Raw genomic sequence first — 23,919 nt, 5'->3', positions numbered from 1 at the left:
TTGAGAAAGGGTAGTTTTTGATGACACCTCAACTAAACCCAAAATCATGATTTTTGCCTTACTTGAAGAAACGGTAAACAAAGCGATTGCCCTCCAAGCTCAATTGACCGACGAGCGCAAAGCCACCCTCGAAGAACTCATGGAATATGTGGTTGGAAAAGTGAAAAACGGAGAAGAAGTTCGCTTGAATTTCATCTGCACGCACAATTCCCGTCGAAGCCACCTTTCACAGGTTTGGGCACAAACTGCAGCGGCGTATTACCAAATACCCAAGGTAACGACCTACTCTGGCGGAACAGAAGCTACTGCTTTCAACGTCAACGCTGTGGAGGCTTTGCGTCGAGCAGGTTTTTCTATCATGGTAGTGGAAGAAGGCGAAAACCCTGTGTATGAAGTAGATTTTGGCGAGCCCGAAAACACCTTCACTACCTTCTCTAAAGTCTATGATGACGAGGCAAACCCAAAGGAAAATTTCGCCGCACTCATGACCTGTAACCATGCCGACGAAAATTGCCCATTTATCCCTGGAGCGGAAAAGCGCATCAAGCTGACCTACGAAGACCCCAAGCTTTTTGACGGCACAAAACTGGAAACAAGAAAGTATAGCGAGCGTTCCGACCAAATTGCCAGCGAGTTGTTGTATGCGTTTGGAGAAGTTAAAAAACGAGTCTAATTTAAAAGATTATTCAATGGCAACAATCAACATCAAACCTCTAACAGAAGAAGACTGGGAAGCGGTAGAAAAGATTTACCTCGAAGGAATCGCTACTGGAAATGCCACGCTTGACTCGGGCAGCCCAGGCTGGGAAAGTTGGGACAAATCGCACCTGCAAGAGTGCCGCTTGGTAGCCATTGTAGAAAATAAAATAGCCGGATGGATAGCCCTTTCCCCCGTCTCTAGCCGCTGCGTGTACCAAGGTGTGGCAGAGGTCAGTATTTATATTGGAGAAAAATTCAGAGGCATGGGCTTAGGGTATAAACTATTTGATGCCATTTTCATAACAGCTGAAGATGCGGGCATCTGGACGCTGCAAGCAAGCATGTTCCCAGAAAACCTTGCCAGCCAACGCCTCCACGAAAAAGCAGGTTTCCGAAAAGTGGGCGTAAGGGAAAAAATAGCCAAGCACAAAGGTAAATGGAGAGATACTTTAATTATGGAAAGAAGGAGCAAAGCTCCTAAGTTTTTGGAAGAAGATTAAAAAAAATCAACATCCCGATCGCTTGAAGCGATCGGGATGTTTTGCTTTACCAAACCACTGTACCACCAAACAAAACAGGTACTTCCAAAAAGAAATTGGTAAATTCCCTTCCTACTCCTAAATTACTGAAATTTTTGCATTCAATAAGAATCAGAAAACACATTCACAAATAACTATTACTAAATATGAAAACGAAAAAGACTCCAGTATCTCGAAGAAAATTCATCGAAGCCTCTTCTGCTATTGCAGCAGGACTCCTCCTTTTCCCAAAGCCTATTTTGGGCGCACCCGCCATCATCAAAAACTACAACAAGCCCAACTCTGTCATCAAAGGAGTTCAAATTGGTGTGATCACGTACTCGTTCAGAAGCATGCCTGACCAAAGTGCGGAGGCTACCCTGAAATACATTACAGATAGCGGTATCAGCGCAGTAGAATTAATGGGTGAACCTGCCGAAAGCTTCGCTGGAATGCCCCAAAGCACGATAGATAGAGAAACCTATTATAGATTGAGAGGCAAGCAGAAGAGCGCAGGAGGTTTAACCGAAGATGAAAAAAAAGAGTTTGCCGAAATGAAAAAACAAATAAGTGCTCACAACAAAGCAGCAGCTAAGTGGCGTGCAACGGCTTCTATGGATAAATTTGAGCAGTTCAAAAAAATGTACAAAGATGCCGGGGTGAGTATCTATGGGTTCAAACCACGTGCTTTTGGTAAAAATAATACAGATGCCGAAATAGATTTCGGAATGAGAGCTGCAAAGGCTTTGGGCGCAAGCCATGTTACGCTCGAACATCCCAGCGATGATGCCCATACGCTGAAATTGGGGACTATGGCTAAAAAGCATAAAATAAGAGTTGCCTACCACGGCCATGAACAGCAAAACCCTACTTTTTGGAACACAGCACTTTCCCAATCGAAATACAACGCCATTAACCTCGATTCGGGACATTATGTGGCAGCCGGGTATGACCCTATCGAATTCATAAAAAAGAACCATTCCAATATCTACAGCATGCACATGAAAGACAGGCAAAACAAGGCTAATGGGAAAAAGAACTTGGTTTGGGGAACAGGAGATACGCCTATTCCTCAATTGCTGAAAGTTATGAGCGAGCAGAAATATAAGTTCCCCGGCACTATCGAGCTAGAATACCAAATTCCCGAAGGATCCGATGCGGTGAAAGAGGTAGGGAAATGCTTAGAGTTTTGTAGAGAAAGCTTGGCTTAGAAGGAAAAAACGATTGATCATAGTTCACAAAAAAACAGGCTTCCTAACAGAAGCCTGTTTCATTAAATCCTCATGTTTAAGTAGCTTATTTCAACTCCCAACCCGGTCTGTATTCCCGTGTCAAGAATTTATTGGCTTCTTCTACATTGGTTATTTTGAGATTTTTCGAATCGTAATCTACTTTCTTGCCCGTGCGTAAAGCCACCGTTGCTAGGTTGATGGTCTCCGTGATGCACTCCGCTTCCAAAAAGCTTCCCGGCGATTCCTTTCCCTCCAATATTGCCCTCGACCACGTATCCGAACGTCTTTCCCTCACTACCTCCCCTAGCTCTCGTTGCTCTTGGTACGCCTCCTTTTTCTTCAAAGGGATAATCTCTGGATTTTCTCCCCTGAAGCCGCCCAAAATCTTGCCTTTGTCGCCTACTAGCATAATACCTTCGGGAGCTATTTCCCGGCCGTCTTCCAGCAACTCCTCAGGCTCAAAAGGTTTCATGCCACCATCGTACCAGTAAAGGTCAAAAGCAGGCAGCGTCTCTTGCTTGGGAAACTGAAGCCTGAACATACATGCCGCCGGATACGCATCTACATTGTTGACCCTATGGCAAACATTATTGGTGGAGGTACTGGTCGTATTTCCATAAGCCTTCGCGCTGATAGGCGGCGTTTTGATACCAAAAATCTGAAAGAATGGAAAAAGGCTATAATGCCCCATATCGGCCATGCTGCCTCCCCCAAACTCGTACCAGCCCCTAAACACATTGTGGGTAAGGTTTGGATGGTAAGGCCTATCTTGCGAAGGACCTAGCCAAAGGTTCCAGTTAAAGCCATCTGGAATGGGCGGTGTATCCGTCGGAACAGTCGTCCACTTTGGCCACACAGGCCTGAACGACCAGTTATGCACTTCTTTGAGGTTTCCAATTACGCCATCTTTCACCCACTTGAGCATCAGCTCGTATTCGGGGCGTTCGTTCCAAGCCAATAAGTGAGTTTTTAGCCCTGTTTCCCTTACCTTGTCCATCACTAGCCTTGCCTCTGTCATTCGGTTGGCTATTGGCTTGTGCGTGATCACATGCAGCTTTTCCTTCATTGCCGCTAGTGCTATGGTAGCATGCAAATGGTCGGGAGTCATGATCTTTACCGCATCAATATCTTTTTCCTTGGCAAGCAGCTCTCGGAAATCTTCATACGCATTGCAGCCCTTGTACTTGCCCGAAGGCTTGTTTTTCGCATAGTATTTCTCGACAAAATCTTTCCCCACATCCAGCCCTCCAGGAATACCTTTGAGATGAGAGCCCCATTGAGGATCGCCCAATGTTGCCCGAATATCATTTAGCAAGCCATCTGCCGACCAATCGAGGTAACCGTTGGAATATTTGTTTACATCACAAACTGCCACCAGTTGTGTTCGCTCATTTAGAAGAATGTCGGGCATTTCTCGCAAGCCTTCTGTGCCACAGCCAATCTGGGCAACGATCACCTTATCAGATGGAGCAACTTTTCCCGAACCAGCCAGCACATGGCTTGGGACGATGGTAAATGTGGCAGCAGTTACTGCTGCCGAGCCTAAGAATTTTCTGCGGTTGATCTTTTCAGTTCTCATAAGTAGTTTCTTTTCACTTCATGTTCAGTACATTGTAGACTAAGTATTCATTCCTTTTTTAAAAATCTTTTTATTGATTTATAACCATAGTTGATTGTTGCTAGTTACTGGTTGCTAGTTTTAAAAAAGTGTGTTTTTCTTTTAAGTAAGTGCACAAATGAAAACGTACAATGAAAAGTCCTTCAAAAGAGTAGCTCGTCTGTAAGGTTACATTTGCAGAGCCTTATTTTGCTCAGTCCAAAGCCTCGAAGAGGCGACATGTTTATAGCCACAAATAGCTTAGGGTACAGCCCTGAAGGGGCGAAATAAGTATGTCGCCCCTTCAGGGCTGGTTTATTTTTTTGCCCTTACTATAAATATATCGTCCCTTCGGGACTTAAGAAACTGATTGTTTTCAGTCATATAAAGTTCCATGCCGAATAGCTGATTTTATATGGGCAGGTACTTAAAAGGAAAAAACACTCAGTGATTCAATATTTACCCAGTTGAAATTTAAAACTTCATTTGGCAAAACCAGTAACTAGCAACCCGCAACTAGTAACCATCAGCAATGCTTAAAAATTGGTAGAATGAGTTTAATAAAAACACTCGGCTACTTATGTTTACAGTGTATTCAGTTACTTAAATATAGAAAACTGAAAGCCAACTCCTACAAACCAATTACCTCAAATCAATCTTTTCATCCGAAACTATATTCTCTTTGGCTATTTTGATATCATGTTCTACATCTGGAATATGCTTTCTCCACGAAAACTCTTGGTCAAATTGGTAGGGTATTACGCCCACATTGTATTTCTCTGCCAGTTCTACCATTTTCTTCCAGTTTTCCAAAGCTCCTTCCAAATACTCTACGGCAGCTTTTTGCCCATACTCTTCTTCTCCTATCCGCCATTCTTCCAAGGCTGCGCCAGCATTTATTTTCGCTGCAAAGTACAGCCCATAATTCGCCCAAAACTCAATATCGGTCAGCTCAATTTCCAATTCCTCCGATACTCCGTTTTTCCGCAATTCTTCTATAATAGCCAAGGCTTTTTTACTTTCTTCTTCTGTAAGATTCGCCAACTGCCAAGGATCAATTTGCTTTTCTTCGTTGTATTTCCCCCTTACAAAATCGGCAATATTCACATAAGAAGAATCGAGCACGGGATGCCCAATAAACTTATTAATATCAATGAACTTTCCATTGATCGTAGTGAAGCCTTCGGTGTAGATAGTTGCATCCCAAGTACCTCTAAAAAAGGAGGCAAAGCGGTTGGCATTCATAGAAGAAAGTTTCCATGCTTCCAATAGTTGAGTACCATCTTCCAAACCAAACTTTGAGGCTAATGCCGAAGCAAAATAGCTGTCGGGGGTAGCACTATCGTATAACAAATTACCCCAAACCTTGTAAAATAGCCATTGCCTTTCAAAGGCGTAATCCCATTTCCTGAACTCTTCTTTGGTAAAATAATCCTTTGCCGGAATGTACGTTTCCGAGCCTATGAGGCAACCACCGATATATTCTTGGCTATTGTAGCCAATAAAATCTCGAATGAAATCGGGTTGAGCCCAGCGCATCACAAAAAAGTCCTCGTTACGCATAGTCCACACCCCTTTGTACTTATCCGAAACAGGCTCCCAATAGGTATCGGTGAGCATCCCACCATGCACTATAGAAACCTTTGGCGAAGAATGCGCATGCGACCAGTTGAACTTGAACTCGATCCAAACATTCTCGTCCATGCCTAAGTTTTCCACCGCATCGCGGGTGAGCTGTTCCGTAGCCACACTTACCGTTCCATGGTTTTTCTTCCCTGCTGAGAGCGGTGCGCGGTAAATCAACCGGGTCTTGCGGTCTGCCGCTTTCATTCCAGCTATGATCGTCCTATCCACCCAATCTCTTCGTTCTTCGGAGGTCATACCGCCCATGCGTTCGCCCAAGGTCAAGCCAATCCCCGTGAGGTCTTCGTATTCGTTGATGGTCTTGGTCACCATTTCCCGTGTATATTCTTCTACAATCGGGTTGGTTTCCCCTTCTCCCAAAAAGTTAGCGCTCCCAGAATACGTTGCGGTGTTATATTCTTTAGAAAATTCTTCCGAAACAAAAATATTCCAGTTCACTATGTAGGTATCAATTCCTCGATCTTTTGCCATTTTGAAAAGCTGTTTCCAAAACTGCTGCCACTCCGCCATTTCCTCATCTGTAAAAGGAGAGGCTTTAGGGAATTTCTCAGACTTCACCATAAACATGTAGGGGTGCATGTTCCAAAGCGTGAGGGTATTGAACTTGTTTTCCACCATCATCTCCAAAAAAGCTTCCCAGTACTTAATATCGCGGCAGGTTTCCATGTGGAGGGAAAGGTTTTCTCCACTTCGGTACGAAAACCAAGGCAAGTTGAACTTGATGGCTCGGAACGGATAATGGGCATCTACTTTTTTCCCGCCAGCTCGCTCCATTTACTTCCGCTTTCTAGCTGATTGGCTATTTCCAATAAACCGTAAAGCAAACCACGAGAGCATTCTGAACTTAGGGAAAAACCCTCTTCATTTTTAAGCAACTCAAACCCATCATTTGGCTCTTTTTCTTTTGGTGAGATCAATGAAAGTGAGAGTTGGGCATCGCTGCTCTGTGCATCCGTAAGCTCAAGAGCAACTCCTTGTTGGGTCAATTGGGATTTTAATTTGCCTAGAGGATAATCCAATTCTTGGGCAAGTGCAGGCTCCACCGAAAGACGTATTTGCAAAGAATCATCGGATGTTTTATTTGACTGGCAACTGATCATTGCTAAAAAAATAGCAAGGGCAAAAAACAGGTTTTTCATTTTCATAATGGATAGCTAATGGGGCACAAAAGGTGAAATATTTACTTAACTAAAAGTAAGCAATAGAAACACAAGAAATGAAATAACCCTTATGTATTTATAAGGAAAACACCTGCCCATACCAATGAAAATCAGTAAATTAATTTCAATTCCTCCCAAAACAAAAAGGAGGCAGTTCATCATGAAACAGCCTCCTTTCTTTTATAAATTCACAAAATAAATCAACTCAAGTCCAAACTCCTCTTTACCAGACCAAGAGCCTGCCCTGGGCTAGGGTTACCGTACATCGGTTTCACACCTGCCGTTACCTCCACGCAAGTGTCGTACTTAGCCGGAATTGGCAAATAGTTGAAGCCATTTTTAGCCACCACCTCCGAAGCCAAAAAGCCCCAGATCGTCAATTGCTTCATCATAATGTACGCATTAGCCGTTTCGGTTGCCTCCCCTTTTTCATCGGTATAAACCGTTTCAGGATTTTCTTTCGCTTCAGCTTCCAGCCCTTCTACATAGCTCACCTTTTCTTCTTTCGGGAGAGAAGAAAACTCTACCAACTTCAGGTCCGCTATTCCTTGCAAAAACACTTGCTGCTCGGCTGGGGTATAATAATCGGTGACGATGTTGTTCATAAATGCCCCTACTTTTGCTTCTTTCGCTCCTGGGGAGCCTGCTGTTTTGGGAAGAATGACCTCCCCTAGGTCATCTAGCAAGGCAATCTGGTCGGTATCGAGGATGCCATCTGTTTTGGTGTCAGGTTTACAGCCCACCAAAAATGCCTGGCCGCCAACTATCGTCCCTCCTACTATCAAACCTACTGACTTTAATATATCTCTTCTGTTCATATTCTTTTCGGTTTAGAGGTTTCCTTTTTTGAGTTCGTCTATCGCATAATTAGAAGCCCGTGCCGTCATAGCCATATAGGTCAATGATGGATTTTGGCAAGCCGAAGAAGACATGCACGCCCCATCGGAAACAAATACATTTTTTACATCATGCAGCTGGTTGAACTTATTGAGAATAGAGGTTTTAGGGTCTTTGCCCATTACAGCGCCGCCCATTTCGTGGATACTTAGCCCCGCGTTCCAATCCTTTCTTTTTATCTTTTGGATATTTTTAAACCCGGCCACTTCCAGCATTTCCGCACCTGTATTCAGCGAATCTTCCAGCATCTTATTTTCATTTTCTTTGTGTTCGCAGTCAAGCTCTAGCAAAGGCATGCCCCAATCATCTTTTTGAGTTTTGCTCAATGTCACTCGGTTTTCGTAGTAAGGCAAGTGCTCGCCCATAGGTCCAAAGCCTGAGCCCCATGGCCCAAAAGCCAATAGCTTTTCCTTAAGCCCTTCTCCAAAAGAAGCATCGTTCAGATCTTGGTTACCCGCTCCCCTAGATGCTCCACTCGACATGGCATAGCCCCTCACAAAGTTATGCTGCTTATCACCATTGATATTTCTGAACCTTGGCACATAGCAACCCGTTGGACGGTGCCCGCTGTAATATTTGTCTTGGAAACCTTCATGCACGCCTACTACATGTCCCCTGTAATCGTGGTCCATCAGGTACCTGCCAAGCACATCGTGCTCATTGCCCAGCCCTTCGGTAAAGCGTTTGGTCTTAGAATTGAACAAAATAGCATTGGTATTGAGCGTTCCGGCATTTAGGAAAATCACTTTGCTGAAATACTCTACCGCCTCCTTGGTGTTGGCATCTATCACCCTCACCCCTATCGCCTTCTGTTTTTGCTCATCGTAAATAATGGAATGCACCACCGAATGAGGACGCAGGGTCATATAACCCGTTTTTTTGGCCGCAGGAATCGTAGAAGAATTAGAGCTGTAATAAGCGCCATACGGGCAGCCTCTTCCGCACCGGTTTCGCAGCATGCACGGTCCACGCTCGTTGTGCCGCTGGGTAATGTTTGCCGTCCTCCCAATGATGAAATTCCTTCCGGGAAATGTATTTTCCACCTTTTCTTTCATGAACGTTTCCACGCAGTTCATTTCGAAGGGAGGAAGAAATTCTCCGTCGGGAATTTGGTTCAACCCGTCCCTCGTTCCGCTCACCCCAATAAACTTCTCCACATAGCTGTACCACGGCGCAAGATCTTCGTAGCGAATGGGCCAATCTACGCCATTTCCGTCCATGGCATTGGCTTTAAAATCGAGTTCGCCCCAGCGCTGCACCTGCCGTGCCCACAGCAAAGATTTCCCTCCTACTTGGTAAGCCCTTATCCAGTCGAAAGGCTTGACCTGGATATACGGCTGCTCCTTGTCCTTCACAAAGAAATCTTGGTGCTCAGTCTTAAAATTGTAGCATTTGCTCACGATGGGGTTTTCCTCTACCAGTTTTGGGTCTAGAGCCATTCCATGCTTGTGAGTCCAAGGTTCCATGTTGGCAGTGGGATAATTCCCATGCGCCACATCTCTCCCCCGCTCTAGCACAAGTGTATTAAATCCTTTTTCGGTGAATTCTTTGGCTGCCCAGCCTCCGCTCATTCCTGCGCCTACTACTATGGCATCAAACTGATTTGCTTTGTTTGAATTGATGTTGACGGGCTTCGCCGCCACTGATTTTTTGTTCATAGGTGTATTTGTGTTTTCATCTTCATTTATTGTAAGTACTAATTTTAAAAATAGGAAATAATTAGAAATACCTGAGGGAAAAGAGAAATTCTATTAGAAATACCAAAAGCCTACCCTACAAAAACAAGGAGCAATTATTTTTTCCACGCTAGAAAAACTAGAGCAACCAAGCAAAGGACAAACCTGATGTTTATACAAAAAATAATGTTCTCCATTATTTACCAAAGCACAAAATTTCACAACTAATTGTTTAGTTATATTTTTTACAATATATTTAAGAGGAAATCCTTTATATAGCACAAATTGTTATTAACCCAACCCTCTTTCAACATGAAATTGATTAAAAATCCCATCTTCTTATTTCTTCTAGCCCTACTCACAACTGCTTGTGGGCAAAAAAAAAGATCTTTTAACTGAAGCAAAAGAAAAACTCGCGCAAGCTAAGTATATCAGCTATGACGAAACTGGTATATGGCCTAACCCCCTGATAGGAATAGTGGATACAGTAAATAGGCAAAATGAATTTTCTGAAAACGACCAAAGCTTAATTGGCTATGATTTTATATCAATTTCTAAAGAATATTACGACTTAACTTTTTTGAAGAGAGAAGAAAAAGTATTCGGTCACGAAGATAAAGTCGTTGAGATTTATACCCAAGATCAATTTGAGGATGAAGAAGCTTTTAAGAAAAGAATTTTAAACGGCAGTGACACCGAATGGTCTCCAGTAATTTTATTACAGCAAAAATGGAAGTATAAAAAAGACACTACTATTAATGAGTTAGTATACGGAGATTATTTCCTAGTTGATACAGATAGCGTGCAAAGGGGAATTAAGGTATATATAGAGCATCATTTACTTATTAACTGAGCTTTCGCTCGGATAAAATTTTGAATTGATTAAAATCTGATTAGGCGGCTATCTTTGTATTTATGGAAAGACGAGATGCATTTGAACTTTACACCGATTATTTGGTAGCTAACCAAGGTTTAGCTACTTCTACTGGCTTGTCAGCCCTATTAGATGAAAACCTTAAACATGATTACATCAGTGACAGTCTCGCACAGCAAGGTTTAGATCAAAAAGCCTTTTGGAAAGAGGTCAAACCTTTTGTCCGCAAAATTGAAAACGAAGAAAGTGTTATTTCCATTGATGACACCATCATCAAAAAGCCTCACAGCACTGAAAACGAGGTGATCAATTACCATTTTGACCATACCACCGGTAAAAGTACAAAGGGCATCAATTTACTTAACTTTCTGCTCAGCAGTGAATATGAGCAGCAAATTGTCAATAGCCCTTTAGCTTACCATGTTGTGCGCAAGTCACAGGCTTACAAGGATAAAGATGGAAAAACCAAGTATAAGAGCGAAGTCTCCAAGAATGAAGTTGTATTAGAACAACTCAGGTGCCTGACTTTTCTCAACCAAGTCAAATACAGGTACATCTTGTTTGATTCTTGGTTCTCTAGCTCAAAAAGCTTGAAATACATCCACACCAAACTAGAGAAGGTATTTGTTTGCCCTCTCAAGAGTAACCGTTTGGTTGCCTTGGATTTACAGGACAAGAAAGAGGGTAAGTTTGTCAATGTGTCTACACTGTCATTTGACTCCCAAGAGCCTCTACAGGTCTATGTCAAGGGCTTGGAATTCCCTGTCAGCCTAGTTCGAGAAGTCTTTAAGAACAAAGACCGCTCAACAGGAGTACTCTATCTGATTAGCAATGACACCTCACTCACTTACGATCAGCTCACTACAATCTATCAGAAACGATGGAAAGTAGAGGAGTTCCATAAATCACTCAAACAAAACACCTTGCTCGGTAATTCCCCCACTAAAATGGAGGTGGGCCAGTGTAACCATATTTTTGCCTCTATGCTTGCCTACGTGCAGTTAGAACGCCTAAAAGTTAAAGAACGACTGAACCACTTTGCCCTAAAAGCAAAGTTTCATCTTGTGATGCTTAAAGCAGCTTTTGACCAGTTACAGGTACTTAAAGCTGCCTAGGTCTTAATATAAATCTTCACCTTCGCAAATATTGAATAAGCGAAAGGTCAGTTATTAATAAAGAGACTTCTTTAATTGATAGGTTTGAACTAAGATCATTTGATGAGGATGGTACGATTATTCAATTGATCTCTAAGGATTATTCTAACTACAACTTAGCGCCAATACCCAAGAATCTCGCTTATAAGGAACCTGAGAACTACATAACTTCTTACGGGCGTAGAAAAAGGAAGCCAACGCTAGCCGAAGGAGAAGTAGCACCCACCTTCCAATTGGCAAGTATGAACGGAGATAGCGTAAGCCTTGAGGAGCTGAAAGGGAAAAAAGTCATGCTGGATTTTTCGATTATCAATTGTGGCTACTGTATGGAGACGATGAAACATATAAATCAAGAAGATTTTGAATTGAATAAAGACGTCACATGGCTGTATATAAATCCGGTAGATTCAAAGGAACGAATGGAAAAACACATGAAAAATTTACCCATTCCCTTTCCTGCCCTCATTAATGCAAAAGAAGTAGGCGAACAATATGGTATATACGGCTATCCTATATTTATCTTGATTGATGAAAAAGGAATCATCGAAAAAGTGCAACATGGATATTCGGAAGAGTTTATAAACACCTATAAGTTGTAGGAATAGTGCTGAAAATACTACTTCCCTATTTATTGGAAAAAGAAACCTTTTCTTCCTAGGAAACCCTATTCTTCTACGCTATATTTATATATAAATAAGCCATAAACCTTAATTTACAACAACGGGGATTTATTACAAACAGCGGAACGATGGGGTCGTTTTCGACGCCCCCATCGCTGAAGTTCTCATAAAAATCTCCCTATAGTTAGGAAACCCTTTGGGGGATGCGAACCAGAGGTTCGCACCAGCAACACTGACATTTGATCATCAAATACTTATAAAAGTGTTAGATAATAGATAAAGTTGGAAAATCGCTTTTAACAATCATTGGACAATAAATCACACAACATGGAAACACTATTCATACTCGGATTTATCATCTTAGCTATTGCTCTCTGGCTATGGGCAGTTATTGACATCACAAAATCAAGAAGAAAAGAGCCATGGTCAACTACCCTTTGGTTTTGGCTAATTATCATTTTCCCACTAATTGGTCCAATACTATATTCCCAACTGAAGGACAAAGTTTTCAAAAGCAGAACACGTGAATTTCATCCTACTTTCAACAAGTAAGTGAAAAGACAACTCCGTAAGGTGTTGCACAAAATGTAAACCTATAAGGTTTTGAAAACCTTATAGGTCTAAAAGGCTATTTGATGCCCCAGAAAACCTAATTTAGGGTGATGGATAACGGTACGACGTCCCAACGTTTCGGTATTTAAGAGAGGCTGAAAACTAGAAGTCAGAAAAAATGAGAATAGAGAAACTTACCAATAACAAGAAACAGCATCTCGATTTATTGCTCTTAGCAGACGAGCAAGAGGATATGATTGACAGGTATTTGGAAAGTGGCGACATGTTCACGCTATACGACGATGACTTGAAAAGTGTTTGTGTTGTTCTAGCCATAGACAAAGAAACCTGCGAATTGAAAAACTTAGCTACCTATGAAAAATATCAGGGGAAAGGATATGCGACGGCTCTAATAAAATTCATCTCAGATTATTACAAAAACGACTACAAAACAATGCTTGTTGGGACTGGTGAAACTCCGACAATATTGTCATTTTATGAAAACTGCGGGTTTGAAAAATCCCATTCAATCAAGAATTTTTTCACCGACAATTATGACCATCCAATAGTTGAAGAAGGAATACAACTTATCGATATGGTTTACCTGAAGAAACAACTGTAAATACCTGCCGCCAACCGTTTGACAACCCTGTTTACTGAACTTCCTTCCCTGAAAACCATTCTCCTTACTATATTTAGGATATTATAGTAAAACAGCTATTCCACAACATCAAGAAAAAAATGAAATCAATAAAAAGCATACTGTTCATCACACTTTTATTGGCTGCTTGCCAAGCTCAAGAAAACAACAAAAGTCAGGAACCAATAAATACAGAAGAAACACAAATAGCGAAAGACCTTATCCAAGGGGCTTTTGATGATCTGTGGGCCGGTGTAGATTCTACTAAAATCAGTAAATACCATACCGATGATTTTATCATACTAGAGCAAGGAAAAATCTGGGACAACGACCGTATAAAAGCCTATATGCGTAAACAACTTGCCAGAACTGATAGGGCTAAGAGAATAAACAGAATGGACTATATTTCCATAGATAAATATGGGGAATCCATTCAAATTGCCTATCATAATTATGCTGAATTTACCCGTGCCGATACCTTAGTAGGGAAAGCCCAATGGTTGGAAAGCGCATTGGCTATAAAAACAAAAGATGGATGGAAACTGAAAATGATGCACTCCACTAGGGCAGGGAATTAGGTAAAAAGCCTCTCTCTGATGATGGATTTTCACCTTATAGGTCGTTTACAGGTAATTATTATTATTTTTAAGTTCACATTCATTCAACCACAACCACTACTATGAAATATTTAATTATCTTCTTTTTGACGATCTCGTCTGTTGCATTTGCTCAAGAAGCAAAATACAAAGGGCAAGCCCCTATCTCAAATGTTCCCATCACTACTTCAAGGCCTACTATTCCGCAATGGAAAGGGATTGTTGAAGTGAAAAAGGGCGTGTACTTTTCCAACGACTTTCAGGGCGGTCGATTAAACGGCATCATAGAAGGGGAAAACGATACGCTCATCGCTGTTATCTCTGCGGAAAATGTCCCAATCAATTCCAGTGCGTGGTACGCTTTCAAAGTTTGGAGCGATGCACCTGAAGAGGTAGTGGTGAAGCTCACTTATCAGAACGGAAAACACCGCTATTATCCAAAACTGAGCAAAGATGGCATTAACTGGTCTTTATTAGATTCCACCAAAGTCCATGAAATAGGAAAAGGTGGAGAAAAGTTTGGCGGTAGTTCCCAATCGGAAGCGGCCGTGCTACATTTGGATGCCAGCTCGGATACACTTTGGGTAGCCGCCCAGGAGCTCCAAACCAGCAAGCATGTATTTGGCTGGATAGATGAGATGAGCAAAGCATCATTTATCTCTGCGGAAGAGATAGGAAAAAGTAGACAGGGAAGACCGATAAAATGCATGCATATCGGCAGTGGCAAAGACAAAAAAATGATCCTCGTGATTTCGAGACAACACCCCCCAGAGGTCACTGGCTACCTATCCATGAAATCTTTTGTCGAGAACCTGACGGTAGATACAAAACTGGCAAAAAAATTCAGGAAGAAATACGACATATACGTTGTCCCGCTGATGAACCCCGACGGCGTAGACAATGGCCATTGGAGGCATAACATTGGTGGCATCGATCTTAATAGAGATTGGTCTGATTTTAACCAGCCCGAAACCTCGGCAGTAAAGGATTTTATGCACAAGAAAACCAAAAATGGAAAGGGTAAATTTTACTTTGCCATAGATTTCCATTCTACATGGGACGATATATATTATACCCTGCCCGATACAGCTTCTAGCAACTTAACCGGGTTTACCACAAAATGGCTCACAGGAGTTGAAACCGAAATACCAGGTTACCAACCTAATGTAAAACCCACCAAACGCCTAGAGCCTACATGGGTTTCTAGAAATTTTTTCTTTGTAGAATTTGGGGCAGAGGCACTTGTTTTTGAAATAGGCGATAACACTCCACGAGATTTTATAAAGGAAAAGGCAAAAGTATCCGCAGAGCAAATGATGAAAATTATGTTGGAAGAGTACAAGTAAGGTAAGAATGTAAGAACCGTGGTTTGTGTATGGAACCAAATGTCCCATACACAAACGACTTTTAAAAACAGTTCAGTGTGAGTTACAAAAGCAAAATTCACTGTTGTTACTAGCTTGTATTTCAACTATGGACGTGTTGTGTTAAATATCACCTAATTCTTCCACCAACACCGAAACATGCAACCTCGGTAACGAGCTGCCCATATCCATATGTGGTGCAAAACCTATTTGCCCTCCTGTTATCAATGGAGCTAGTTTATCTATTTCCCAGTGACATAACATTTCTTCTTTTCATTTTGGATATGCATAAAATTGGTCAGTATCTTTCTTTATGAGGGCAATAAAGCAGATTTTACACATAAAAAAAAGTGGGTTAACGAATTGGATTGGCTAAAAGAGCATGGTAGTTCCAAGCATTATAGCAACGAACAACTTTTAGGGAAATAGAAAAACTCATCTGAATACTCTTCAGCTCCACTATATGAAAGAGCAAGAGCACATCTCATGGAAAGGAAAGTGCATAAGATTTATTTTATATACATTTTTTTATTGATCTGTTTAGTGGCAGCTAAAATAAGGTCAAAATTTACAAGGTCTATAAATATAAGTATTGACCAACTAGGAAGCCGAACGATAAACAAGCCACCCAAACACTAGCAGATGTAATCACAACCTGTATCTATGTAACTGTTTTTCATATAGTTAAAAAAATTAAAGTTGAGAGACAGAATAGTCATCCCCATATCCTTCCTTTTTGTATTAATGGTATTTATGAATCCTTTTTTTAAAAAAAGCTTGGATCGTAATTATTATTCTAGTATAATTGGTTAACCACTTACCAGCACCCTTCCAACCAACTTCCAGTTGACCAGCGGCTAGGCATCCAGTTTTGGCGAACAAAATTCAGCGTTTTATAAAATCAATTTTACTACAACAATTTAAATAGAAAATGAAAAAGGCTCTATCCCAAATCCCCCTAGAAGCATCTAGGTCAAGCTATTCATATCACAAGTATTGGTCACTTATGAACTAGCTATTTGTAGCCCCATTTATCTTCTTTTTAATAAGGAAAGGTTCTGTTTTAACAATGCAGTACTCATTACTATGCACCCTCGATTTTAAATTCTATTATAAACTATAAATAAATATGAACATGAAAAAACCTTTATTACTATCATTACTAATAGTTATATTCTGCTGGCAGAATATATTTGCACAGGCAGGCGAAGTTAACTTAGCTTTAAATGGTACAGCTACACAATCATCTACAGCATATAGTGGTGCGGCAGCTCGTGCTATTGATGGCAATACCAGTGGTAGCTGGGCTAATGGTTCAGTAACACACACAGCCAATGAAGCTAACCCTTGGTGGCAAGTGGACTTAGGGACTACTCAAAGTATAGGGAATATCAACCTATTTAACAGAACCAATTCGTGCTGCCAAGACAGATTGACCAATTTTACCGTATCTGTTATTAATAGCAGTGGCAACACTACTTTTTCCCAATCTTTTACTTCTTATCCCGACCCATCTATTACAGTAAATGCAGATGGAGCATCAGGTAACACTATTAAAGTTCAATTAGATGACACCAATGCTTTATCATTAGCTGAGGTTGAGGTATTTGCCTATGAAGGTTCAGCAGAATCGGTTAACATTCCAGTACTGTCTAGCACTGCCAGTGGAGAGCAAATAGGCAATGGTAAGGAGAATGCAACTGATGACAATCTTGATACTCGATGGTCAGCACAAGGTACTCATAACATAGATTTAAATCTAGGGAGTACTCATGTAATCGATTTCTTGAAAATCGCCTTCTTCAAAGGTGATACCCGTGGTACTTATTATTCAGTTGCTGTTTCTTCAGATGGAACAAATTATACCACCATCGTACCGCAAACTACTAGTTCAGGAACTACAGCTGACTTTGAAACCATTGATTTTGGTAATACAACTGCGCAATATGTACGAATTACAGGCTATGGCAATTCAAGTGGAAATGGATGGACTAGCCTCTCAGAAGTAGAAGTTTGGGGGTATGAAAGCAATGGACCTGTAACTGAATATACATTAACAGTAACTAATGGATCGGGTGATGGTCACTATACTGAAGGTACTAATGTAAGCATTTCCGCCAATGCTGCCCCATCAGGTCAGGAGTTTGACCAATGGACAGGAGATGTAAGCCACTTAGCCAATGTAAATAATGCATCTACTTCCGTAACCATGCCTAGTAGCAATATCGGCGTAACAGCTACTTACAAGGATGTGGTAGGGAATCCAGTACCAGTGACATTGGATAACCCTGGCTTTGAAAGTGATTGGAGTGGTTGGAGCGATAGCGACCCTTCGGCAATTTCAGGCGTTGCTAATTCAGGTTCAAAGGCGGCTAAAGTGAGTGGCTCAGGAGGCGGATTTGAACAAACTGTAAGCGTGACTCCCAATAGCAATTATAGATTAACTGCTTACCTTACAGGTAGTGGGCAAATAGGTGCAAAAGTAGGCAGTAGCGATTATTCCACCACTGGTAGCAATAGCGACTGGACTCAGTTAGAAGTAACTTTTAACTCAGGTGGCGCAAGCAGCATCACTATTTACGGTGCTTATTATAGTGCAGAGGGCAGATTTGATGACTTTGAATTATGGGCATTATCAGGAGGGACTAACCCAACTACTTATCAGTTGACTGTAAACAGTGGCTCAGGCGATGGTAGCTATGCAGCTGGAGCTAGTGTTTCTATTTCTGCAGACGCAGCTCCTTCGGGGCAAGTATTTGATAAATGGACGGGTAATACTTCTTACCTATCCAATATAAATTCCTCCTCTACCAATGTAACTATGCCTTCGGCAAATGTAAGCGTAACAGCTACTTACAAAAGTTCAGGAAGTGGTAATGCTGATGTTCCTTCCGACATATTACCAAGTCTAGATAGATGGAAATTGACTTTACCATTCAACGAAGATGGTGATGACAGCAACAGCCCCGTTGAAATCACCAATTATGATGATAGACTGAGAGATCCAGAGGAAATTAAAGATGGCAACTTAATTGGCTATGAATTAGCAGATTACTTTGAAGTGCGTTCATTTAATGTTATTGGTTCATCTCAAACTTTTGATGCCGTAGTATTTAGAGCGCATTGTGCAGGGGTAACTACCGAAAACTCAGGCTATCCTCGTTGCGAATTAAGACAGCGCTATAATGGTGAAGATGGGGAGTGGTCATTCAATAATGAGCAATCTTTAACGGCTGATTTAATTGTGACGCACTTACCAGTTGAGAAACCAGAAATCAGTGTGGTACAAGTAAAAGGAGGTACTGGTTCTACAGCAGGTGACGAGGCATTACGTGTACAGTACCATTCAAGTGATGGTTTATATATAGTATATAATGAAGATTACAACACCAAAGGCAATTCAGTAGACTATGCTTTAGGTGAGCGTTTAAGGGTCTCGGTAAATATTCCTGCTCGTGATGGCAAAGACATGGAAGTAGATATTATAAACTTAGATAGAACAGATGGTAGTGGCGATTTCTATTTTTCATGGGACGTACCTTATAGCATTGGGTACTTCAAGTTAGGTTGTTATACTCAATCATCCGTATTCTTAAGCCAGTTTAAAGATGGTAAAAATGATGAGGCAAGAGATGCGTATGGCGAGATGGCAGTGTTAAGTATGAGTTTGGTAGAAGACGGTGGAGCTGCATCAAGATTTGCGGCTGTATCAAAACCTAGCTTATCAGACCCACTAGCTAGTGAAGATTTTGTAGTTTATCCGAACCCTACCATTTCAGAGTTGAATGTATCCTTACCTACTTTAATTCAAGATGATAGAATTAATATTTATAACCTAACAGGCAAAAAAGTATTTACCCAAAAAGTAGTACAAGGTATGCGAAATCTGCAATTAAACTTGCAAGGTCTGACGAAAGGCATGTATTTTATTGAATTAGAAAATACAAATATCAATCGTCAAAAGCTTATTCTAAACTAAGCACTATACTGATTAGTTTTATTTCCCGAAAATTCAAACTTTAACTCCAAGGGGGAATCCCTTGGAGTTTTTTTGTTCTTTGTTCAACTTCTTGCGTTATATTCACCATTCTCAAGCCGCATGCACAAAACCACAAATTAGAACAAAGATGATTGGTAAATTAGGAATATTATTAGTTGGTATTTTACTCTATTCTTGTCAAAAACCGAAAATACAAGAAGACAATGGGGGCACTACTATTCCCTTTGTTTTAACCGAACATAACAACCTTTCTATAGAGGCTATTTTAAACAAGAGCGACACCGTTGATTTAATGTTTCATACAGCGGCAAGCTCAATGACCTTGACCAAGAAAGCTACAAAACGGCTGAATATAACTTGGGATCATACAGATGAAGTAAACAGTTGGGGAGGAAATGCCACTTCTAGGTATAGTAAAAACAATAAATTAGATATAGGCAATTTACAATGGGATAGCATTCCAATATGGGAAAATGAAAATTCAGGGCCGGCTACAGATGGAAAGTTTGGGCCAGACCTATTCGAAGGAAATGCTATAGAAATCAATTTTGATAAAAGTGAAATAACTATACACCAAACACTCCCAGAACAAGCTAAGGATTATTTAAAAACATCTTTGATTTTTGAAAATGAATTTATGTTTATTGAAGGCGTAAGCTCAATTGAAAGTGATAGTTATCTCAATCGTTTTCTTATTCACTCGGGCTATGGAGGAACCATCTTATTTGATGATAAGTTTACAGCTGAAAGTAAAATAAGCGAACGAATAGAAATTAAAGCTGAAAAAGAATTGAAAGATTCCTATGGAAATATCTTAAAATCGAAAAAAGGAAAATTGCCCAAGTTTTCAATAGGTACAGTTGATTTTAAAAATATACCTGTTGGTTTTTTTGAAGGATCAATTGGCAGACAACAGGTAAGTGTATTGGGTGGTGATTTATTGAAGAGGTTTAATATCATAATAGACCCTAAAAGAGAATATATATATCTTAAACCGAATCAATTGATGAAGTTAGAATACTCAGAAATTTGATAAAACAAGATTCAGCCATGGCATCAGACTATTCCAAAACGCCTCTCACCAAAAAGCTAGGGTACAAAAAAGGCTTTAAGCTGCTTTTTTACAATCAGCCTGACTATTACTTTGGCATGCTCGACGGTTTGCCTGACGACTTGGAAGAATTGGAGGAAATTGTGCCCGAATCGGCTGACTTTATCCACCTGTTTGTGACCAGCTTTTCCGAGCTGGAAAAGATAGTACCCCAGTATAAATCTGCACTCAAAAAAACGGGGATGTTTTGGGTTAGCTACCCCAAAGGAGGCTCTAGTATCCCAACCGACATCAACCAACACCATGTCCGCAATTTCACCCTCACCACGGGCTTGGTAGACTCGAAAGTTGCTTCTATCAACCAGGACTGGAGCTCGATTAGGTTTGGCTATAGGCTGAAGGATAGGTAGGAGAATGTTTAATTACCGACATTGCCACAAAGTGAGGTCGAGAGTTTCCAAGTGCTTGCTCAAAAATAATTCATCCATACATAAAAACCTGATTCTCAATACTAAATTATTTTATAGGTACGCAAGCTCATAAGCTCGTTATTTAATATAAAGAAAAAACATAATTTTGTAATCAGGAAAATCACCAATAACAAGATAAATGTGCCAAGCATTTTCCAACTACCAAACAGCTTTGTCAATATTTCAGATGCATTTATACAAAAAGTCTATTACCGCCCTATTCACCTTTTCAGCGCTATTCTTGTTTACAGTTAGCTGCATTTCAAAAGATTCCATACACGTTCGGTTGATTAAGGAAGTGAAAAAAGATGACCCTGACATTATGGTCATTAAAAAGTTGGTTAAGAATGGAGCCAATATCAATTATGAAGATGATCTTCAAAACACTTCCCTACATTGGGCATCCTCCAAAGGTCATCTAACGATAATCGAATATTTGCTTGAATCAGGAGCTGAAATTGACAAAATAAATAAGGATGGTTTTACTCCCCTGACCATTGCATTGAAAAGTGAACATGAGGCAATGGCCAAGATGCTGATTATGGCAGGTTCGGATGTGAACAAGCCAATAGACAATAGATACAAGCCACTATTTTTTGCAGTTGATAGAGGTTATAAAGAGGTTATTGAATTAATGCTATCAAAAGGGGCAAAGATCAATTATGTTATCGAGGGTATTTATACACCTCTCTTGATGGCAGTAGAGCAGAATGACCTAGCAATAGTTGAATTACTGATTAATGCAGGGGCTGATATTAATCAGGTAGCTCAAATTAGCCCCCTTTGTATGGCTGCCAGACAAGGTTACAAACCCATAGTCGAATACTTACTTTCCAAAGGGGCATCGGTAAATTTAGCAGGTAAAAGTGGTGTATTTCCTCTTTTTGCAGCAGCTTATAACAACCATCTAGAAATAATGGAAATATTGATAGCTGCTGGAGCCGATATCAATAAGATAGATAAATTGGGCGAAACAACGCTTTACAATGCCATTTTTGAAAACCAAACCGAGGTGGTCAACCTATTGCTAACAAAGGGGGCAGATGTTCTTCTCAAATACAAAGAGGAAAGGACCGCGTTGATACTTGCAGCAGAAAAAGGGCATGTAGAAATTTCCAAGCTATTGTTAGCTTACCAATCACCGGTAGACCAAGTCGATTTATTTGATAACACTCCTCTTTTTGTTGCAGCACAGCACAATCACTTAGAGGTAGTTCAACTTTTGATTCAAAAAGGTGCCGATGTAAATAAACAAAATATGCATGGAGAAACACCTCTTTTCAAAGCTTCAGAAAAGGGCCATCTGGCAATTGCACAATACTTGTTTAAATCAGGTGCGAATATCGACACGCCAAGGAGGGGCAAGCAAACTCCTCTATACGCAGCCATGGAAAATGGGCAAGCTGAGGTGGTTAGTTATTTGATTAAAGAGGGGGCAGATATCGACGCCGCAGATGAAAATAGGGAAACACCTTTGTACATAGCTGTAAATGAAAGCAAGCCAGAAATGGTGAAACTACTCATAGCTGCAGGAGCAAATATAAATACACCTAGTACCAATGACCAACCGCTTATCCATATTGCAGCATCCAAGGGAAATATGGGAGTCCTAACACAATTGGTAGATGCTGGTGCCAATGTACATACCATCGAAAGATACTATGGAATGACGACGCTCCAATCAGCCATACTTTCTGGAAAACTGGAAACCATAAAGTACCTCATCGAGGCTGGTGTTGACGTAAATAAGACGAATAATGATGGAAGAACGGCCCTCCATTTTGCATGCCTTTCCAAACAGACAGAAATAGTAAAATATCTGCTTTCCAAAGGAGCAGACCCCACCATAAAAGACATTACCGGCGAGCAAGCCATTGATATGACTAATGATCCAACAATTAAAAAATTAGTCGATTAAAACATCACTTCATTTGGTTAAAATCAAAAAAGCCAAGCCGATAAATCAATGCAAAACCATGAAGGCAACCACTACTCTAATTCTTAGGCTCTTTATGAATTTACTTGAACGCTTATCTTTGTATTCAAAAAACGATGAATTTTCTATCTCAATTTAGTGACTTACTTCCTGTTCTACCACCTTTTGAGTTAGTTCTAGCAGAACGTGACGAGCCTAGCAACACCGTACATCTATATTTAGAGGTTTCACCTGAAGCTACCCCAAAAAAATGCTCTGTTCATAGCTATTACGACCGTACCTGGGAACACTTAAAGCTTTTTCAATACCGCTGTTTTATCCATTGTAAGCTTCCTATATACAAAGATAGGGATACCGGTAAACTATCTAAGGCAGAGGTTTCCTTTTCTAGAGATTATTCGCGGTTCACACTTATGTTTGAGCAAGAAGTCATGCGTTTGATGCATATCCACCATTGTTTTACGGCAGTAGCCAGGACACTTGGCATTCGAGTCCAACGGGTTGAGCATATTTATCATCATTATACCCAACATCTTGAAGATGACTACTATAGCCAGCATACAGCCTCTAGGATTGCTTATGATGAAACCCCTACCCGTAAGGGACATGGATACATCACCAGCTTTTTTGATCTAGATACTTGGCAACTACTCGGTAGTTACGAAGGTAGATCTTCTGAATGTGTTGCCCGATTTAAGCAAGATCATCCCTATCCAGAAGCAGTAGAAGAAATTTCCATTGATATGTCCCCTGCCTTCATCAAGGGGGCCAAACAGTGTTTTCCACAGGCTAAGGTTACTTTTGACAAATGGCATGTGATCAAACTTCTCTACAAACATCTAGATCGACTTGGGGAAAAGGCTTATTGCTTTCAAGCTCAAATTGAACTATCAATGGAAAGGATAGGTACTTTTTATCGGAAAGATCAATTTCAAGAGCTAAAAGCCCAACTGTGCTTCATTATGGACCTCGCCCAGGAAACCATGGAAACCAATCCGATCACTAAATCGATTAAAAGCCATTTTGATGGAATTGTTCAATACGCTCAATCTAAGATTAATAACGGTATCTTAGAGGGGCTCAATTCTAAAATTCAAATCATTAAACGGGTTGCTAGAGGGTTTCGGTCTAAAGACAACTTCATCAAGATGATTTACTTTGTATTTGCAAAATACCAGTTTCAAGTAAATTCATAAAGAACCAATTCTTATTTACTTCTACAGTTTTGGACAAGAGGAA

Annotated in this window: 21 protein-coding genes; 15 read left to right on the top strand and 6 right to left on the bottom strand. The window is 40.6% G+C overall.

From position 1 onward, the window contains the following. Positions 1-46 precede the first annotated feature (46 nt). The 3 genes from R9C00_06240 to R9C00_06230 all read left to right on the top strand — a co-directional run bounded on the left by R9C00_06240 (position 47) and on the right by R9C00_06230 (position 2,428). Positions 47-673, top strand: a complete 627-nt coding sequence (locus tag R9C00_06240; GenBank protein WPO37041.1) for a protein-tyrosine-phosphatase — start codon at positions 47-49, stop codon at positions 671-673. Between the two features lie 16 nt (positions 674-689). Beyond that, entirely contained in the window at positions 690-1,199 is a 510-nt protein-coding gene (locus tag R9C00_06235; protein ID WPO37040.1) for a GNAT family N-acetyltransferase, read from the top strand. A gap of 185 nt (positions 1,200-1,384) precedes the next feature. After that, positions 1,385-2,428 (top strand): TIM barrel protein, encoded by a 1,044-nt coding sequence (locus tag R9C00_06230; GenBank protein ID WPO37039.1) that lies wholly within the window; start codon positions 1,385-1,387, stop codon positions 2,426-2,428. Positions 2,429-2,513: 85 nt separating this feature from the next. On the opposite strand, the gene R9C00_06225 is transcribed toward R9C00_06230, so the two are convergent. The 5 genes from R9C00_06225 to R9C00_06205 all read right to left on the bottom strand — a co-directional run bounded on the left by R9C00_06225 (position 2,514) and on the right by R9C00_06205 (position 9,405). Continuing rightward, positions 2,514-4,028 (bottom strand): Gfo/Idh/MocA family oxidoreductase, encoded by a 1,515-nt coding sequence (locus R9C00_06225; protein WPO37038.1) that lies wholly within the window; start codon positions 4,026-4,028, stop codon positions 2,514-2,516. Between the two features lie 660 nt (positions 4,029-4,688). Continuing rightward, positions 4,689-6,464: a hypothetical protein gene (locus R9C00_06220; GenBank protein WPO37037.1), complete on the bottom strand. Its 1,776-nt coding sequence runs from the start codon at positions 6,462-6,464 to the stop codon at positions 4,689-4,691. Beyond that, complete coding sequence (locus R9C00_06215; GenBank protein WPO37036.1) at positions 6,437-6,835, bottom strand: hypothetical protein; 399 nt, start codon at positions 6,833-6,835, stop codon at positions 6,437-6,439. Before R9C00_06215 ends, R9C00_06220 begins: the two co-directional genes overlap by 28 nt. 215 nt (positions 6,836-7,050) lie before the next feature. Further along, the gene (locus R9C00_06210; GenBank protein ID WPO37035.1) at positions 7,051-7,668 is read right to left on the bottom strand and encodes a gluconate 2-dehydrogenase subunit 3 family protein; all 618 of its coding nucleotides are present in this window, start codon (positions 7,666-7,668) and stop codon (positions 7,051-7,053) included. A gap of 12 nt (positions 7,669-7,680) precedes the next feature. Then, complete coding sequence (locus R9C00_06205; protein ID WPO37034.1) at positions 7,681-9,405, bottom strand: GMC family oxidoreductase; 1,725 nt, start codon at positions 9,403-9,405, stop codon at positions 7,681-7,683. Between the two features lie 388 nt (positions 9,406-9,793). Between R9C00_06205 and R9C00_06200 the strand changes: the two genes are divergently transcribed. From R9C00_06200 to R9C00_06170, 7 genes are all read left to right on the top strand, one after another. Continuing rightward, a complete protein-coding gene (locus R9C00_06200) occupies positions 9,794-10,276 on the top strand; it encodes a hypothetical protein (protein WPO37033.1) in 483 nt (160 codons plus the stop codon). A 62-nt stretch (positions 10,277-10,338) separates the two neighbouring features. Next, positions 10,339-11,412, top strand: coding sequence for a transposase (locus tag R9C00_06195; GenBank protein ID WPO37032.1), 1,074 nt, complete (start codon positions 10,339-10,341; stop codon positions 11,410-11,412). 125 nt (positions 11,413-11,537) lie between these two features. Next, on the top strand, positions 11,538-12,050 hold the full coding sequence (locus R9C00_06190; GenBank protein ID WPO37031.1) for a TlpA disulfide reductase family protein: 513 nt from the start codon (positions 11,538-11,540) through the stop codon (positions 12,048-12,050). A gap of 348 nt (positions 12,051-12,398) precedes the next feature. Then, the gene (locus tag R9C00_06185; GenBank protein ID WPO37030.1) at positions 12,399-12,623 is read left to right on the top strand and encodes a PLD nuclease N-terminal domain-containing protein; all 225 of its coding nucleotides are present in this window, start codon (positions 12,399-12,401) and stop codon (positions 12,621-12,623) included. Positions 12,624-12,801: 178 nt separating this feature from the next. Further along, a complete protein-coding gene (locus R9C00_06180) occupies positions 12,802-13,245 on the top strand; it encodes a GNAT family N-acetyltransferase (protein WPO37029.1) in 444 nt (147 codons plus the stop codon). Positions 13,246-13,364: 119 nt separating this feature from the next. Continuing rightward, the gene (locus R9C00_06175; protein ID WPO37028.1) at positions 13,365-13,841 is read left to right on the top strand and encodes a DUF4440 domain-containing protein; all 477 of its coding nucleotides are present in this window, start codon (positions 13,365-13,367) and stop codon (positions 13,839-13,841) included. A 101-nt stretch (positions 13,842-13,942) separates the two neighbouring features. Then, positions 13,943-15,205, top strand: a complete 1,263-nt coding sequence (locus R9C00_06170) for a M14 family metallopeptidase (protein WPO37027.1) — start codon at positions 13,943-13,945, stop codon at positions 15,203-15,205. Positions 15,206-15,346: 141 nt separating this feature from the next. Here the strand turns inward: R9C00_06170 and R9C00_06165 are convergent, their stop codons facing one another. Then, a complete protein-coding gene (locus R9C00_06165; GenBank protein ID WPO37026.1) occupies positions 15,347-15,487 on the bottom strand; it encodes a hypothetical protein in 141 nt (46 codons plus the stop codon). A gap of 865 nt (positions 15,488-16,352) precedes the next feature. On the opposite strand from R9C00_06165, the gene R9C00_06160 reads away from it, so the two are divergent. From R9C00_06160 to R9C00_06140, 5 genes are all read left to right on the top strand, one after another. Further along, entirely contained in the window at positions 16,353-19,202 is a 2,850-nt protein-coding gene (locus R9C00_06160) for a polysaccharide lyase family 7 protein (protein ID WPO37025.1), read from the top strand. 148 nt (positions 19,203-19,350) lie between these two features. Further along, a complete protein-coding gene (locus R9C00_06155) occupies positions 19,351-20,256 on the top strand; it encodes an aspartyl protease family protein (protein ID WPO37024.1) in 906 nt (301 codons plus the stop codon). Positions 20,257-20,273: 17 nt separating this feature from the next. Further along, positions 20,274-20,684, top strand: a complete 411-nt coding sequence (locus tag R9C00_06150; protein WPO37023.1) for a DUF3052 domain-containing protein — start codon at positions 20,274-20,276, stop codon at positions 20,682-20,684. A gap of 247 nt (positions 20,685-20,931) precedes the next feature. After that, a complete protein-coding gene (locus R9C00_06145; protein ID WPO37022.1) occupies positions 20,932-22,662 on the top strand; it encodes an ankyrin repeat domain-containing protein in 1,731 nt (576 codons plus the stop codon). A gap of 134 nt (positions 22,663-22,796) precedes the next feature. Continuing rightward, positions 22,797-23,876 (top strand): transposase, encoded by a 1,080-nt coding sequence (locus R9C00_06140; GenBank protein ID WPO37021.1) that lies wholly within the window; start codon positions 22,797-22,799, stop codon positions 23,874-23,876. The last annotated feature ends 43 nt before the right edge of the window (positions 23,877-23,919 follow it).

It is taken from the genome of Flammeovirgaceae bacterium SG7u.111 (genome assembly GCA_034044135.1).
Taxonomy (GTDB): Bacteria; Bacteroidota; Bacteroidia; order Cytophagales; family Flammeovirgaceae.
Note: the sequence above shows the minus strand (reverse complement) of the source record. Positions and strands in the feature narration are given on the sequence as shown.